This is a genomic window from Streptomyces sp. UF-297 (genome assembly GCF_058245575.1).
This window is the reverse complement of sequence record NZ_JBSIBZ010000015.1, coordinates 1-14,427: the sequence shown is the minus strand read 5'-3', so window position 1 is coordinate 14,427 and position 14,427 is coordinate 1. Positions and strand designations below refer to the sequence as shown.

Here is a 14,427-nt window from a genome sequence, read left to right as displayed (position 1 = left end):
GCATGACGGCGCGGCGCCGTCGGCGCGGGCGGGCGGGCCAGGAGATGCCCTGGCTCGACGACGAGGCGGGCCGTCTGGTCCGCCCCTACACCGTCAGCAACGGCCGCACGCACCCGACCGCCCAGCTCGATCTGCTGACCTTGGTGATGGCCACCGGGCAGCGGCCCGTCAGCTGCCAAGGACCCGACTACGCGCAGGTATTGGGATTATGCGGTGGCCCGGTGTCGGTCGCCGAGATCGCCGCCCACATACGTCTGCCGGCCGTGGTCACCAAAGTGCTCCTCGCCGATCTCGTCGAGTGCGGCGCGCTCACCGCGCGGGCTCCCGCCCAGGCCCCGGCCGGTTCCCTCGCCACTATCGACCGAGCACTTCTGGAGGCGGTGCTGCATGGACTCCGTAAACGGCTGTGACCTGCTGCCCTATGACACCGGGGCACCGGACCCCTTTCCGTCCGCGCTCAAGATCCTGGTCGCGGGCGGATTCGGCGTGGGCAAGACGACCTTCGTCGGGGCCGTGAGCGAGATCGAGCCGTTGAGTACGGAGGAACTGCTGACCCAGGTCAGCGTGGGCCACGACGACCTGGCGGGCATCGAGGAGAAGAACACCACGACCGTCGCCATGGACTTCGGCCGGATCACCATCAGCCAGGAGCACATCCTGTACCTGTTCGGGACCCCCGGACAGGAGCGCTTCTGGTTCATGTGGGACGAACTGTCCAACGGCGCGCTGGGCGCGGTCGTGCTGGCCGACACCCGGCGCCTGGACCAGTGCTTCGCCGCCGTCGACTTCTTCGAGCGGCGCGGCATCGGTTTCATCATCGCCGTGAACGAGTTCGACGGCTCGTACCACTACGACGCCGACGAGGTACGCACCGCCATAGACCTGGACCCCGACACGCCGGTCGTGCTGTGCGACGCCCGCCAGTGCAGCTCCGCCACCGGCGTTCTGGTCTCGCTCGTCCAGCATCTGCTCACTCCTGCCCTCGCCGTGACCCCGGAGCTGCCATGAACCTGCCCGCGAACTACCCAGCGTCCCGCGTCCCGTACGTGTCCTACGACCCCACCCGGCATCTGCTGCTGACCCCTCAGGACGACGAGGCCCCGGCGCGGGTGGCCCGGCTGCGCGCCCTGGGGATCGGCGAGTCCCCGCTGCCGGCCTTCGACGAGTTCGCCCGCAAACTGGCGCGTACGACGGCCGCGCCGTACGCGATGGTCAACTTCATCGACGAGCACCGGCAGTACTTCGCCGGGCTCTACACCCCCTCCGAGGACCAGGCGCCCGTCGAGCTGGGACCCGCGCCGCCCAGCGCCCAGCCGGGCCGGGTCATGGCCCGCGACCACGGCTACTGCCCGCATGTGGTCGTGCGCCGCAAAGCGCTGGTGCTGGAGGACGTCTGCGACTACCCGCGGTTCGCGGGCAATCCGGTCGTGGACGAGATCGGTATCCGCTCCTATCTGGGCGCGCCGCTGATCGAGCACACCGGCATGGCGCTGGGCACGGTCTGTGTCGTGGACCTGGAGCCGAGGCCCTGGGGGCGGCAGGGCCTGGAGACCATCAAGGCGATGGCCGCCGAGCTCGTCGAGCAGATCCACCGCATGGAGCGGCAGCAGCGGCCCGACGAGCTCTGACCTTTCGCGTGTCACCCGCGGCCGGCGGGCGCCCTCACCTCGCGGGCGCCAACGCCGCGTGGAATTCGGTGCGCTGGGCCGGGATGCCGTGCTCCTCCTCCGGCAGGCGCACCAGCTCGGACAGGCGGCTGGACCAGTCGCCCTTGGCCGTGCCCAGCGCCAGTTCGCCCAGCCGCAGCAGCTGGACGTCGGAGGTGCCGGCCGGTGCGAAGATGTGGTGCGCGTCGCGCAGATAGCGCTCCACGGGCCGGTCGGTGAACAGCCCGCACGCGGCGTGGATGTCCATCGCGTCGCGCGCCGACTCCAGTGCGGACTCCACGTTGACCAGCTTGGCGTTCATCAGCTCGGCGTCGCACGGCGCCCCTTGGTCCAGGAGATGGACGGCGTGGTAGGCGGCCAGTCTGGCGATGAGCAGCCGTGACTGGATGCGCCCGAGCTTGAGCTTGATGTTGGCCAGATTGGACAGCGGCTTTCCGTAACGCTCCCGTTCGGCGCAGAAGCGAGCGGTCTCGTCCAGGACCGCCTGGTGGATTCCCAGGGATACAGCGGTCAGATTCGGCCGCCCGTACAACACACTGGAGGAGTACGCGACGGACAGTCCGTCGCCCTCCCGGCCGAGCAGATTGGCCGCCGGGACGCGGCAGTTGTCGAAGAACAGCTCGCCGAAACTGAAGCCGTGCAGCCCCATGGCGGGCCGCTGCTCGCCCAGGTGGAAGCCGGGCCGGTCCGACTCCACCAGGAACGCCGACAGGCCCTTGGGGCCCTCGGAGGTGCGCACGACCACGCCGTGCAGATCGCCGACGTGGCTGTTGCCGACGTAGACCTTGCGGCCGTTGAGGATGTAGTCGTCGCCGTCGCGCACCGCCGTGCTGGTCATGCCCAGTACGTGGCCGCCCGACTGCGGCTCGGTGACGGCGATGGTCGGCAGGCAGTCGCCCGAGGCGATCGCGGGCAGCCAGGTCTTGCGCTGTTCCTCGTTGCCGAAGTGGATGATCTTCGCTGCTCCCAGCTGGGACGCCTGGACCATGGCTCCCATGGCTGCGCTGACCCGCGAGAGCTCCTCGATGACGACGGTCTTGGCCAGATGCCCCGCCCCCATGCCGCCGTAGGCCCGGTGCACGGTGACGCCGATCCACCCCTGGCGGGCGATGCGGCGCGACAGGTCGTGGCAGACGGTACGGGTCGCCTCCATCTCGGCTATGCGGGGCCGGACTTCGCACTCGGCGAACTCGCGGACCCGGCGCCGAAGCGCTTCATGCCGCTGGTCTGTGAAGTAGCGATGCAAGACGAACCCTCCTCCGCTGAACTTCCCCGCGCTTGCTGCTCCTTGCCGTTGTGCGGCACGGATGGTGCCGCTTGAGACTGTCCGGCCGGTGCCCGGTTGATGCCTGGGGCACCCTTGGTCCGGACCAGATTTCGTGGCTGATTGCCGTCGCGTCGCTGTCGGGTCGGTTGCCGGTCGCACCTCCCGCCGATGGCCGGCCGCTCCCGGTCCTCGGTCGTTGCGGACTGTTGCGTCATGCTTACCCGGTGCAATACCCGTTGGCATACCTACTGCACAGCGCATAAAACATCAACTCCCTGCATTTATGTGCAGAGTTGGAGTGCGCTGTAAAGATTCACCACCCCTGTGGTATTCCCCCTGCGGGGCGCATGGGATCGAGGGGGCTGATGATCCGGTTGCCGCGCCGCCGGGGCGGCCCCGAAGGCGGGGTGGCGTGGGGTGGCGCGGAATGAATACGCAGTCCCGGCCCGCCGCGGTGTCGCCTCTTGTTGACTTCGCCTGGAACCCTGACCGCACCCGTACGACATCCCTCGTGGAGGTAGCGCCATGACCGACGACCTGCGCCTTGGAGTCCTCGGCTTCGGTATGCGCGGATCCCTCGTGCGTACCGCCCACCGGCCCGGCGCCGGAGCCAGGGTTGTGGCCGTGGCCGACCCCGACCCGGCAGCGCGGGAGCACGCCGCCCGCCGTATCCCCGGTGTGCGGACGGTCGCCGACCCCGGCGTACTGCTCGGGAGCGAGGACCTGGACGCGCTCCTGCTGCTCACCCCCGACCACACCCACGCCGACCTCGCCTGCCGGGCGTTGCGCGCCGGAGTGCCGGTCTTCGTCGAGAAGCCGCTGGAGATCTCCGCGGCGCGCTGTGACACGGTCCTGCGCACGGCGCGCGAGACGGGCACCCGCCTGTACGTCGGCCACAACATGCGCCATATGCCGGTGATCCGCCTGATGCGCGAGGTGATCGCGCGCGGCGACATCGGACGGGTCAGGACGGTGTGGGTACGCCACTTCGTCTCGCACGGCGGCGACTACTACTTCAAGGACTGGCACGCCGAACGCCGCTGCACCGGCGGCCTGTTGCTGCAGAAGGGCGCGCACGACCTGGACGTGCTGCACTGGCTCGCGGGCGGGTACGCGCGCACGGTGCAGGCGCTGGGCGATTTGATGGTCTACGGCGCGCACGCCATGCGGCGCGCGCCCGGGGAGCCGCGGCCCGCCGACTGGCTGGACCACGCGGCGCACTGGCCGCCGGGCGATCAGCGCGGACTCAACCCGGTCATCGACATCGAGGACGTCTCGCTGGTCAACCTGCGCCTGGACAACGGGGTGCTGGCCGCCTACCAGCAGTGCCACTTCAGCCCGGACTACTGGCGCAACTACACCGTCATCGGCGACGCGGGGCGGCTGGAGAACTTCGGCGACGGTCCGGGCGCGGTGGTGAAGGTGTGGAACGCGCGCCAGTCGGAGTACCGCACGGACGCGGACGCGGAGCACCGCGTACCGCTCGTCGACGACGAGGCGGGGCACGGCGGCGCCGACCCCCTGCTGATGGACGAATTCCTGCGCTTCGTCCGCGAAGGGGGACCCACCGACACCTCGCCCGTCGCGGCGCGGATGGCCGTCGCCGCCGGGGAGCGGGCCACCGCCTCGCTGCGCGCCGGCGGCGCCCCGCACGAGGTGCCCGGCCTGGACCCCGCTCTCGTGGCGTACTTCGAGCGGGGCCAGGTGTGACGGAGGCGGCGCGGGGTCAGTGCTCAGGGCCGCAGCAGGACTCCTTGCGGTGCTGGCGCCCCACCTCCAGCCAGTCCTCCTCCTTCCCGTCGGCCCCGGGTGAGCGGCCGTTGGGGGAGGGGAAGGAGTTCACCAGGTCCCGCTGGTCGTAGCGGCGGCCGCCGCGCAGCACACAGACCGTACGGGTCAGGGAGTCGAAGTCGGTGAACGGGTCGCCGTCCACGACCGTGAGGTCGGCCAGCTTCCCGGCCTCAAGGGTGCCCAGGTCCTTGTCGGCGCCGAAGACCCGGGCGGGCAGTACCGTCGCGGTGCGCAACGCCTGGGCGGCGGTCAGCCCGCTGCGGTGCAGCGCCCGCAGCGCCAGGTGCAGATGGAGGCCCACCGGCTCCAGCGGCTGGTCCGTCCCCAGCGCGACCAGACCGCCGCCGTCCAGCACCCCGCGGTAGATCGCCACCTCGGTGTCGATGTCGCTCAGCTGGGTGTCGGTGGGTTTCTGCTGCGCCCCCTCGCGGACCAAAGCCACGTCCCACGGCGGCATCAGCCGGGTGACCCGCGGGTCCTCGGCCAGCGCGGGGTCCAGGCCGAGCAGTGCCGCGGCGGAGAAGGGGGTGGCGATGAGGTGGAAGTCGGTGCCGGTGTAGATCTCCCGTACGTCCTGGTAGGAGTGTGCGGAGCCGGAGACGGCGTGCCCGAACTCCAGGCGCTGGGTTGCCTGCAGATGGGTCGTCAGATCCTGGCCCAGCTGGACGCCGGGGGAGAGCAGATGGCTCCCGGCGCGTACGCCCAGACGCCGGTGCGCGAAGCGCGCCGCCTCCTCCATCACCCAACCGGGCGCGCGGACATAGGTCTTGACGAAGTCCCAGTCCAGCGCCGCGCCGCGCTCCAGGGAGCGGCGCAGCCCCTCGCGAGTGCGGTGCGCGCGGCCCATGCTGTACGCCACCCGGGACCCGTCCAGCAGCTCGCCGCTGGTCAGCAGCCGCGGGCCGGTCAGGGTGCCGGAGGTGATGGCCTCGCGCAGCCGGGCCTGTTCGTAGGAGAAGCCGCCCAGCGAGACGGTCGTGGTGATGCCGTACGCGAGCGGCAGCGCCATCTGGCGGCCGCCGTAGGTGATCTGCCACGGGTGGGTGTGGGAGTCCCACAGGCCGGGGATCACGGTCCGTTCGGAGGCGTCCACCACGTGGGCAGCGGCGCGGGTACGGCTCGCGCGGTGCGGCTCGACGGCGGTGATCCGGCCCCGCCGCACCACCACGTCGACGTCCTCGCGGACCCGCTCGCCGGTGCCGTCCCACAGGCGTCCCGCGTGCACGACCGTGTCCCGCGGCGCCGAACCGCGGTGGTCGATACGGACGTTGACGGTACGCGCCGTGCCGCCGTGCACACCGGTCAGCCGCAGCCGCCCGGCCGAGAGGTACAGCAGGCTCTGCGAGTCGCCGGACCAGGACGGGTGGTCGGCGGGCTCGTCGGTCAGCCGGCGCGGCACGCCGTCGGGGGTGCCGTCGGGGCGTACGGGCAGCAGCCACAGCGCCGATTCGGCGATCACCGCCAGCCACCTGCCGTCCGGGGACCACACCGGTCCGGAGTCGTAGCGGTCGGACACGGACACATGCGGGGCGAGGGCGTGCAGCCGGCTCGTGCCGTCGCGGGTGTCGACGACGCGGATGAGGTTGTAGCCCTCGCGGAAGCGGCGGTTGAGGCGGCCGCGGTCGCAGAAGGCCAGATAGCGGCCGTCGGGCGACCAGCTGGGGCGGCCGGGCAGCCCGCCCGCGCCCATCGGTGTCGCGACCACCGTCTCCTTGCCGTCGTCGAGGGTGCGTACCACGAGATTTCCGGACATGTCGAGGGCAGCGAGCCGCTTGCCGTCCGGCGACAGCGCCGGCTGTACCCGGCCCCCGGTGGCGAGCACGATCTCCTGCCCGCCGGCCACCTCGCGGCGGCGGACGGCGAAGAGCCCGTCCCGGTCGTCCGCGTACAGCAGATGGCGGCCGTCCCGCGACCAGCTCGGGGCCGTGACATAGCGGGTGGCACCGGCCCGTACGATCCGGCGCGGCGCGCCGCCGCCCGAAGTGGGCGCGAGCCACAGGGAGTTCAGGGCGGCGAAGGCCACCTGGCGGCCGTCGGGCGAGAGCGCGGGCAGGTGGATGCCGCGCACCGGCCGCACGCCGGTCCGCTCGAAGCCGTAGTCCTTGACCCGGTAGCGCGGCCGGTCCAGGGGGAGCCGGGCGGCGAACGGGATCCGCTCGCCCGCGTCGCCGGGCGCGGCGGGCCGCAGAATCCGGAACTGCCCGCCGACGGTCAGCAGCAGCTCCTCGCGCGAGACCCAGCGCGGCGGCACCGGCATCACATCGCCGTCCACCGGCACGGCGGCGCCGTCCACGACCAGCGTGCAGGTGGGCCCCGGGTAGTCCGTGGTGCGCAGGTAGGCCAGCCGCCCGGCCGGGGACAGGGCCGGGGCCAGGACCTGGGCCGTGGCGGTCTCGGTGTGCTCGGTGCGTACCTCTCCGCTGCCGTCGGCCCGTACGGAGGCGACCGTACGGGAGAGCAGCGCGGTCCCCGACAGCCGCCCGCGCACGAACCACAGGCGCTCGCCGTCGGGGGACCAGACCGGGTCGAAGTCCTCCCAGGCGCCGTCCTGATGAGGGCCGCCCTGGCCGGGGAGCCCGGTGACGCGGGTCAGCCGGTGGCTGCGTACGTCCAGCACCCAGAGGCGGTACGGGCTGCCGGTCACCGAGTCGCCGCCGCGCTCGGAGGCGAAGGCGAGCCGGGTGCCGTCGGGGGACCAGGCGGGGCCGCGGTCGTCCCACGGGCCGTCGGTCAGCTGCCGCAGGCCGGAGCCGTCCGGGCGCAGCGTCCAGAGGTGGAAGTTGCCGCCCTTGTAGGCGCACAGGGCCAGGCGGCGCCCGTCGGGCGAGAAGACGGGCCGGGTGGGCTCCAGGTCTGCCGGGGTGAGCGGCACCGCCTCGCCGCCGGAGCGCGGCAGCGACCACAGGACGTTCTGGACCTCGGCGACCAGCCGGTCGCCGGAGGGAGAGAGGGTGGCGGCGCCGTTGGTGGCACCGGTGAAGGACAGCGAGGTGCTGGTGCCGGTCGCCGCGGTGGCGGCGGTGGCGGCGGTGGCGGTGGCGGGAGGGGCGATACCGGCCAGGCCCACCGCTGCGGCGGCCGATGCCGTGCCCTGCAGGAATCCGCGCCGGGACAGGCGCGGGGCGGAGCCGGGGGAGCCGGGGTCGGGCGAGTCGGGCAACGACGCTGCGGATCTGTCCGTGGTGTCCAACGGTCCTCCTGCGACAAGGGTGTTGTGGCTCAGGAGCGGGTGGAACCGCCCGATCTTGTCACGAGGCGTGGCCCCGGGGTCAACACCGCAGTGCCACCTGCCTCTTGGACGCGCACGCCGCCCACGGGAGAGTGGCTCCCGTCCACCCGGCTCTTTCCGCCGCTGCGGTTTCCACTCCCTCCGGCAGACATTTCCACCTCCTCCGACAGACAGGAGACGCCATCGTGACCGCCTACGGCGCCGCACCCGGCGACCCCACGGCGCAGGGGGCGCCCCAAGGGGCGCCCGGCCCGCAGCCCCACCACGGTTTCCACCCGTCCCTCGACGGCGTCCGGATCGCCACGTACACCTGGCTCCCGGCGCACGCCCGCCCGCGCGCCGTGGTGCAGATCGCACACGGCGCCGCCGAACACGCCCTGCGCTACGACCGGTTCGCCCGCCACCTGACCGGCCACGGCTTCGCCGTCGTCGCCTCGGACCACCGCGGTCACGGCGCCACCGCCTTGTCCACCGGAGGCCGCGGCGTCGTCGGCGAGGACGCCTGGCGCGCCGTCGTCACCGACCTGAAGGCCATCGGCGATACGGCCCGCGCCGCGCACCCCGGCCTGCCGCTGGTCCTGCTGGGTCACAGCATGGGCTCGATGCTGGCCCGCGACTACGCGCAGGAGTACGGGGCGGGGCTGTCCGGGCTGATCCTCACCGGGACCTTCCGCTCGCTGCCCGCCGCCGAGGTCGAGACCTCCATCGCGGAGCTGGAGACGGAGATCGCCGCCCGCGGCCGCACCGCGCTCTCCCCCTTCATCCCCCGCCTCTTCGCGTCCTTCAACGACCCCTACCACCACCCCGACGAGCCCCGTACCGGCTTCGAATGGCTCTCCCGCGATCCCGCGGAAGTGGCGCGCTACGCCGCCGATAGGAACTGCGGCTTCCCCTTCTGCGCCGGTCTGGCCCTGGACTGGGTACGGGCGGTGCGCAAGGTCAACGACCCGGCCCACCTCGCCCGCGTCCCGCGCGAGCTGCCCGTGCACATCGCCGTCGGCGACCAGGACCCCTGCCATCAGCGTCTGACCCTGGTCAACGAGCTCCTGGAGGACTTCCGCTACCTGGGCACCCGCGACCTCACCTGGAAGGCCTACCCCGGCGCCCGCCACGAGATCCTGAACGAGACCAACCGCGACGAGGTGCAGCGCGACCTGCTGGCCTGGCTGGAGGAACGGGTGTGACCTGCGAGGACGCGCCGTTGTCAGTGCCCGGGTCTACCGTTTTCCCATGGTCAGTGCCGATGACGTACGCACCCAGGCGCTCGGGCTCCCCGCGACGGAGGAGAAGCTCGCCTGGGGGATGCCCACCTTCCGCGTCCGGGGCAAGATCTTCGCCGCTCTGGACGACGACGATGCCTCCATGGGCGTCAAGTGCCCCAAGGAGGACCGCGCGGAGCTGATCGCCGCCGAGCCGGAGAAGTTCTCCATACGTCCCGGCCACGACGACAACTACGCCTGGCTGCGGGTGCGCCTGGCCGCCGTGGAGAGCGAGGAGGAGCTGCGCTCCATCCTCCTGGACGCCTGGCGCCAGACGGCACCGCGCACACTCGCGGACGCCCACCCTGATCCATGGGGGGCGTCCGGAGGCTGAGCCTGAGGGGGAGGTGGGGCGGGGGCCGGCGTAGGACGGAGTCTGGTGCGGGGTGCGGGGTGGGTGGGCGGGGGGGGAAGGGCCCCCGTGTCACCGGCAGCTGTCACCGGCCGAGGAAGGCCGTGATCCGCTCCCGCAGCGCCCCCGCGTCCAGCCCCTGCCCCGCCAGGTGCTCGTCGAGCTGCCCGTAGGTGCGCAGCTCCCGGCGGCCGACGCCCAGGCCCAGGACGCGGTGCGCTACGGCGGCCAGGGCGTCGTTCGCCGCGCCGGTGGAGGTGCCGGCGAGATACGGCTCGACGATCACCACATCGGCGGCGTCGGCCGCACCGACGGCGGTGCGCAGCGTCTCGGCGTCGAAGGGCCGCACGGTCGTCGCGTACAGGACCGTCGCATCCAGGCCCTCGGTCGCGGCCAGGACGTTGTCCAGCATCGGCCCGACGGCCACCACGACCCCGGCGCGGCCCTCGCGCAGGGTCAGGAAGCGGCTGCCGTCCACCGGCCGCGGCGCCTGGTTGGTCTGTACGGACAGGCGTACGTAGACCTTGTCGTCCCCCGCCGCCGCGGCGTGCCGCAGCAGCGTCTCGGCCTCGTCCGGGTGGCCGGGGACGTGCACGGTCCAGCCGTCCAGGGTGTCCAGCAGGGCGACATCGCCCGGCGCCATGTGCGTGAAGCCGCCGGCCGGCCAGTCGTAGGAGGCGCCCGCGCTGACCAGCACCCCGCCGGTGCCCTGGTGGCCGAAGTCCAGCTTGACCTGCTCGAAGGGGCGCTCCACCAGGAAGGAGGCGAAGGTGTGCATGATCGGGCGCAGCCCGGTCAGGGCCAGCCCGCCGCCCACGCCGACCAGCAGCTGCTCCCTGATCCCGACGTTCACCACTCTGTCGGGGTGCCGTTCCTTGGCCGTGGCGAAGCCGTCCACGCCGATCTCGGCCAGGACGACGGCCAGCCGCGGGTCCTCGTCCAGCAGGCGGGTGGTGACCGAGGCGAAGCGCTCACGCATGGTGTCCATCAGGAAGACCCTCTCGTTCTGCTCTGGATTGTCGGTGTCGGGGGAGTCGGTACCGGGGGATGTCCGGTGTCGGGGGATGTGGGGGGCCAGGGGACGGCTCAGCCGTTCTTGGGCTCCACACGGGCCACGACCGCGTGCGGCCGGCCCGGGTGCTCGGCGGTGAAGGCCTCGTACAGCGCCTGGTGGTCGCGGCCGTCGACGGTGGTGGCCGACCAGCCCGCCGCCTCGAAGCGCGAGGCGATGCCGCCGCGCCAGCCGTGGGTGGCGGAGGAGTTGTCGATGACCAGGGTGTGCAGCCGCTGAAGCCCCGCGGAGCCCGCGTAGGCGATCGCCTCGTGGTTGCTGCCCTCGTCCAGCTCGGCGTCGCCGATCAGCACCCACACCGCCGGGTCGGTCAGCCCCTGGGCGCGCAGGCCCAGCGCCGTGCCGACGGCCAGCGGCAGGCCGTGCCCCAGCGAGCCGCTGCCGATCTCGGCGCCCGGTACGAGCATCCGGTCCGGGTGGTGGCCCAGCGGCGAGTCGTACGAGCCGAAGCCCGGCAGCCAGGAGGTGGGGAAGAAGCCCTTGGCGGCCAGTACGGCGTAGTAGGCCATCGGGCCGTGGCCCTTGGAGAGCAGGAAGCGGTCCCGGTCGGGGGCCTGGGCGGTCTCGGGGGAGATGCGCAGCACCCGGTCGTAGAGGACCCACACCGCGTCCAGGGTGGAGGTGGCGGCGGGGCCGTGCTTCTCGTCGCCGGTCATCAGACTCATCAGCGCGGGCAGGTCGCCGAAGCCGGGAGGGGCGGGCACCGGCTTCTGCGCGAGGGGCAGCACCGGTGTCGTCGTGGTGTTCGTCGTCTGGTTCGCCGTCGCGTTCGTCATGCAAGAGAGCTTGCAACTTCAAGCCGACTTGAAGTCAAGCGCTATTCTCCGGTGCATGACCTCCAAACACGACCGCCTCCCGATCGGCGAGCTCGCGGCCCGCAGCGGACTGGCCACCTCCGCCCTGCGCTACTACGAGGAACTGGGGCTGATCCGCTCCGAGCGCACGGCCGGCGGGCAGCGCCGCTTCGAGCGCGCCACGCTGCGCCGGATCGCCTTCATCCGCGCCGCCCAGACCGTCGGCCTCTCCCTGGACGAGGCGCGGGCGGCCCTGGCCAAGCTCCCGCAGGACCGCGCGCCCAACGCGGGCGAGTGGAACAACGTCGCCCGCACCTGGACCCACCGCATCGACGACCAGATCGCCGAACTCCAGCGTCTGCGCGGCCAGTTGAGCAGCTGTATCGGCTGCGGCTGTCTGAGCCTGCGTAAATGCGGCCTCTACAACCCCGAGGACAAGGCGGCGGGCATGGGTGCGGGCGCCCGCTACCTGATGGGTGACACCCCGGACTCGGCGGGCGTCACACCGGCCCGGACTTGAAGACGTCCTGCTCGATGAGGATCTTGTCGATCCGGGCCTTGTCGACGCGGTTGGTCACCTCCTGGACCTCCTGCCGGTCCCGTACGCACTTGGCCAGCGTGAAGGCCGACGAGACCACGAAGACCAGACCGAGCGCGAGAAAGGACCGCTCCCACGGCCCTACGGGCAGCCGCAGAATCCCGATCATGAGCGCCACCAGGGACAGTCCGAAGGAGATCGCGGCCTGCACGAAGAAGGCGGTGGTGGTCGGCCGCTGGATCGAAGGAGTAGTCATGCGCGTAGCGTCCCGGCGCCGTGCGGTGAGCACATGAGTACGGCTACTCAACTGCCGATGGCCCGATCGGTCGGCCCGCCGCGCCGGGTTTCGGGCCCCCTGTGCCCAAACCTGGCGGCGCCCACCCTCTGACATGCGGTATTGTTCTCGTGCGCGGCCAGCCGGGGAAAACCCGGGCCGGACGGGCAACGGGACGTGGCGCAGCTTGGTAGCGCACTTGACTGGGGGTCAAGGGGTCGCAGGTTCAAATCCTGTCGTCCCGACTTTTGCGAGTCGTGAGCGAGAAGGCCGTATCGGAGAGATCCGATACGGCCTTCTCGCTGTTCAGCGTCCCGTTGCGGCGCGCGGGTCGATGCGGAAGTCGAAGGCGACGGTGCCCGGGTCGACGGCGGTGACGCCGCCGTCGACGGTGAGGGTGGCGCCGTTGACGAAGGAGGCGGCGGGGGAGAGCAGCCAGGCGATGGCCTCGGCCACCTCGTGGGGCTCGCCGGGGCGGCGGGCGGGGATCAGGCGGGAGGCCTCCTCGTACGCGGCGTCCTTGCCGCCGTCGCCGAGGGCGGCCTCTTCGGCGAAGCGGGTCATGCGGCGGTCGGCCATGTCGGTGCGTACCCAGGAGGGGCAGACGGTGTTGGCGCGCAGGCCGCGGGGGCCGTAGTCGACGGCCAGGGAGCGGCAGAGCTGGAGCAGGGCCGCCTTGGAGGCCGCGTAGGCGGCGTTGGCCACGCCGTTGCGCAGGGCGGAGACGGAGGCGACCGCGACGACCGAGCCGCGGGACTCCAGCAGGTGGGGGAGTGCGGTGCGCAGGAGCAGGAAGGGGCCGGTGAGGTTGGTGGTCAGGACCGTCTCCCAGTCCTCCATCGACAGGTCGCCGACGGCTCCGCCGCGTGCCACGCCCGCGTTCAGGACGAGCCCGTCGATCCGGCCGTGCGCGGCGAGTGCCGCCTCGATCAGGCCGGTGACGGCGCCGGGGTCGGTGGTGTCGGCGGGGTGGGCCAGCGCTCCGGTCTCCTCGGCGAGGCGGTGCAGCGGCTCGGGGCGCCGCCCGGAGATCACCACATGGTGGCCGGCCTCGCACAGGAGCCGGGCGGTGGCGGCGCCGATCCCCGTCCCTCCGCCGGTGACGATGAAAACTCGCTGGTCCGCCATGGTCGTTCAGCCTCCGCAGGTGGTCGGGTGCAGGGGGTTCGATCGTACGTAGGGGGAGGCCGGAGGGGCGGGGCGGCGTGGTCAAGGGGTGAGGCGTGCCAGGATGCGTTGCATGCCGCTGTTCCAGTTGGCCTTCAGGGCGGCGACGGCGCCCGGGAGGTCGCCGTGGGTCAGGCAGTCGGCGATCCGCTCGTGTTCCTCCGCGGCGCGCTCCAGGCTGTTCTGGTCGCCGACGACCACCCGCTGGTAGCGGTGCATGGTGAGCTTGAGGGAGGTGATCAGGTCCATCAGCCGGTCGTTGGGGCAGCCGGAGAGCAGCAGGTCGTGCCAGGCGTCGTCGTGGCGCTCGATGACCTCGTACGGGGCGTTGTGGGAGGAGAAGGCGCGGGCCTCGGCCAGCAGGCGCGGGGCGGTGGCGCGCAGCTGTTCCGGGTCGCTCAGCTCCAGTGCGAGGGACTCCAAAGCGGCCATGATCGCGGTGAGTTCGCAGAATTCCCGTGGGCTCATCGGTGCGAAGCGAAAGCCCTTGCCGCGCTCGCTGGTGATCACTCCCTCCCGCTCCAGCGTGATCAGGGCCTCGCGCAGCGGGGTGCGGCTGACGCCCAGCTCGGCCGCCAGACGCAGTTCGTTGATGGTCTCGCCGGTGGTGAACTCCCCCTGGCGCAGGCGCTCCAGGAGTTCCTCCTTGACCTGCTCGCGCAGCGGACGCCGTTCGATGGGCATGGTGGCGGCTCTCTTCTCTCGTTCCTCTCGGACGGTGTGGGGGGAACAAGCAGATGGCGCACGGTGACTGATGGTACGTCAGGGAGTCGTGCGCGGTGTTGGCCAAAACGCGCGTTTCCCGAGAGGCACCCGGGGCCTACCTTGTGCCGGGCGACACCGTCATTCAGTGTGCTGAATACAGCATCACGGCACACCGCATTACAGCACGACACCACAGGGGTGAGGGAAACCCGGGCGGCAGGGGGATGCGGTGCCAACAGGACCGGCACGCAGGGCAGTTGTGGCCTCCTCGCTGGCGTGCTCGGCCGCGGCCGAGCACGCCGCGGGGGGCTG

14 protein-coding genes and 1 tRNA gene are annotated in these 14,427 nt (G+C 72.0%); 8 read left to right on the top strand and 7 right to left on the bottom strand.

Annotated elements, in window-relative coordinates; translation table 11 throughout:
- Window positions 1–2 precede the first annotated feature (2 nt).
- Genes AC4IJH_RS11555 through AC4IJH_RS11545 form a run of 3 tightly spaced genes read left to right on the top strand, consistent with a single transcriptional unit; the run spans window position 3 to window position 1,628 of the window.
- Window positions 3–410, top strand: coding sequence for a DUF742 domain-containing protein (locus tag AC4IJH_RS11555; protein ID WP_490851521.1), 408 nt, complete (start codon window positions 3–5; stop codon window positions 408–410).
- Entirely contained in the window at window positions 388–1,008 is a 621-nt protein-coding gene (locus tag AC4IJH_RS11550; RefSeq protein WP_490851520.1) for a GTP-binding protein, read from the top strand. The genes AC4IJH_RS11555 and AC4IJH_RS11550 overlap by 23 nt, the downstream gene beginning before the upstream one ends.
- Entirely contained in the window at window positions 1,005–1,628 is a 624-nt protein-coding gene (locus AC4IJH_RS11545) for a GAF domain-containing protein (RefSeq protein ID WP_490851519.1), read from the top strand. Before AC4IJH_RS11550 ends, AC4IJH_RS11545 begins: the two co-directional genes overlap by 4 nt.
- A gap of 34 nt (window positions 1,629–1,662) precedes the next feature.
- Here AC4IJH_RS11545 and AC4IJH_RS11540 read toward each other — a convergent pair whose 3' ends face one another.
- Window positions 1,663–2,913 carry an acyl-CoA dehydrogenase family protein gene (locus tag AC4IJH_RS11540; protein WP_490851518.1) on the bottom strand — a complete coding sequence of 417 codons (1,251 nt, stop codon included), beginning with the start codon at window positions 2,911–2,913 and terminating at the stop codon, window positions 1,663–1,665.
- A gap of 546 nt (window positions 2,914–3,459) precedes the next feature.
- On the opposite strand from AC4IJH_RS11540, the gene AC4IJH_RS11535 reads away from it, so the two are divergent.
- Window positions 3,460–4,644, top strand: a complete 1,185-nt coding sequence (locus AC4IJH_RS11535; RefSeq protein WP_490851517.1) for a Gfo/Idh/MocA family protein — start codon at window positions 3,460–3,462, stop codon at window positions 4,642–4,644.
- Between the two features lie 16 nt (window positions 4,645–4,660).
- Here the strand turns inward: AC4IJH_RS11535 and AC4IJH_RS11530 are convergent, their stop codons facing one another.
- Window positions 4,661–7,915 (bottom strand): amidohydrolase family protein, encoded by a 3,255-nt coding sequence (locus AC4IJH_RS11530; protein ID WP_490851516.1) that lies wholly within the window; start codon window positions 7,913–7,915, stop codon window positions 4,661–4,663.
- Between the two features lie 335 nt (window positions 7,916–8,250).
- Here AC4IJH_RS11530 and AC4IJH_RS11525 point away from each other — a divergent pair, with 335 nt between their 5' ends.
- Entirely contained in the window at window positions 8,251–9,138 is an 888-nt protein-coding gene (locus AC4IJH_RS11525; RefSeq protein ID WP_490851613.1) for an alpha/beta fold hydrolase, read from the top strand.
- A 46-nt stretch (window positions 9,139–9,184) separates the two neighbouring features.
- Window positions 9,185–9,547, top strand: coding sequence for an MmcQ/YjbR family DNA-binding protein (locus tag AC4IJH_RS11520; RefSeq protein WP_490851515.1), 363 nt, complete (start codon window positions 9,185–9,187; stop codon window positions 9,545–9,547).
- Between the two features lie 103 nt (window positions 9,548–9,650).
- Here AC4IJH_RS11520 and AC4IJH_RS11515 read toward each other — a convergent pair whose 3' ends face one another.
- Together AC4IJH_RS11515 and AC4IJH_RS11510 are read right to left on the bottom strand one after the other, a co-directional pair.
- A complete protein-coding gene (locus tag AC4IJH_RS11515) occupies window positions 9,651–10,553 on the bottom strand; it encodes a transketolase family protein (RefSeq protein WP_490851514.1) in 903 nt (300 codons plus the stop codon).
- 98 nt (window positions 10,554–10,651) lie between these two features.
- On the bottom strand, window positions 10,652–11,413 hold the full coding sequence (locus AC4IJH_RS11510; RefSeq protein WP_490851513.1) for a thiamine pyrophosphate-binding protein: 762 nt from the start codon (window positions 11,411–11,413) through the stop codon (window positions 10,652–10,654).
- Window positions 11,414–11,468: 55 nt separating this feature from the next.
- Here AC4IJH_RS11510 and soxR point away from each other — a divergent pair, with 55 nt between their 5' ends.
- Complete coding sequence (gene soxR, locus AC4IJH_RS11505; protein ID WP_490851512.1) at window positions 11,469–11,951, top strand: redox-sensitive transcriptional activator SoxR; 483 nt, start codon at window positions 11,469–11,471, stop codon at window positions 11,949–11,951.
- On the opposite strand, the gene AC4IJH_RS11500 is transcribed toward soxR, so the two are convergent.
- Window positions 11,932–12,225: a YiaA/YiaB family inner membrane protein gene (locus tag AC4IJH_RS11500; protein WP_490851511.1), complete on the bottom strand. Its 294-nt coding sequence runs from the start codon at window positions 12,223–12,225 to the stop codon at window positions 11,932–11,934. The two genes, soxR and AC4IJH_RS11500, sit on opposite strands and share 20 nt — an antisense overlap.
- A 189-nt stretch (window positions 12,226–12,414) precedes the next feature.
- Between AC4IJH_RS11500 and AC4IJH_RS11495 the strand changes: the two genes are divergently transcribed.
- Window positions 12,415–12,488, top strand: a tRNA-Pro gene (locus tag AC4IJH_RS11495).
- A 61-nt stretch (window positions 12,489–12,549) separates the two neighbouring features.
- Here the strand turns inward: AC4IJH_RS11495 and AC4IJH_RS11490 are convergent.
- Both AC4IJH_RS11490 and AC4IJH_RS11485 read right to left on the bottom strand, forming a co-directional pair.
- A complete protein-coding gene (locus AC4IJH_RS11490; protein ID WP_490851510.1) occupies window positions 12,550–13,371 on the bottom strand; it encodes an SDR family NAD(P)-dependent oxidoreductase in 822 nt (273 codons plus the stop codon).
- Window positions 13,372–13,452: 81 nt separating this feature from the next.
- Window positions 13,453–14,094 (bottom strand): GntR family transcriptional regulator, encoded by a 642-nt coding sequence (locus tag AC4IJH_RS11485; protein WP_490851509.1) that lies wholly within the window; start codon window positions 14,092–14,094, stop codon window positions 13,453–13,455.
- Between the last annotated feature and the right edge of the window lie 333 nt (window positions 14,095–14,427).

Excerpts from the sequence above, each read along its gene's own strand:
- AC4IJH_RS11555 (WP_490851521.1), top strand. The coding sequence starts at position 3 with ATGACGGCGCGGCGCCGTCGGCGCGGGCGGGCGGGCCAGGAGATGCCC.
- AC4IJH_RS11550 (WP_490851520.1), top strand. The coding sequence starts at position 388 with ATGGACTCCGTAAACGGCTGTGACCTGCTGCCCTATGACACCGGGGCA.
- AC4IJH_RS11545 (WP_490851519.1), top strand. The coding sequence starts at position 1,005 with ATGAACCTGCCCGCGAACTACCCAGCGTCCCGCGTCCCGTACGTGTCC.
- AC4IJH_RS11535 (WP_490851517.1), top strand. The coding sequence starts at position 3,460 with ATGACCGACGACCTGCGCCTTGGAGTCCTCGGCTTCGGTATGCGCGGA.
- AC4IJH_RS11520 (WP_490851515.1), top strand. The coding sequence starts at position 9,185 with ATGGTCAGTGCCGATGACGTACGCACCCAGGCGCTCGGGCTCCCCGCG.
- AC4IJH_RS11515 (WP_490851514.1), bottom strand. The coding sequence starts at position 10,553 with ATGGACACCATGCGTGAGCGCTTCGCCTCGGTCACCACCCGCCTGCTG.
- AC4IJH_RS11510 (WP_490851513.1), bottom strand. The coding sequence starts at position 11,413 with ATGACGAACGCGACGGCGAACCAGACGACGAACACCACGACGACACCG.
- soxR (WP_490851512.1), top strand. The coding sequence starts at position 11,469 with ATGACCTCCAAACACGACCGCCTCCCGATCGGCGAGCTCGCGGCCCGC.
- AC4IJH_RS11500 (WP_490851511.1), bottom strand. The coding sequence starts at position 12,225 with ATGACTACTCCTTCGATCCAGCGGCCGACCACCACCGCCTTCTTCGTG.
- AC4IJH_RS11490 (WP_490851510.1), bottom strand. The coding sequence starts at position 13,371 with ATGGCGGACCAGCGAGTTTTCATCGTCACCGGCGGAGGGACGGGGATC.
- AC4IJH_RS11485 (WP_490851509.1), bottom strand. The coding sequence starts at position 14,094 with ATGCCCATCGAACGGCGTCCGCTGCGCGAGCAGGTCAAGGAGGAACTC.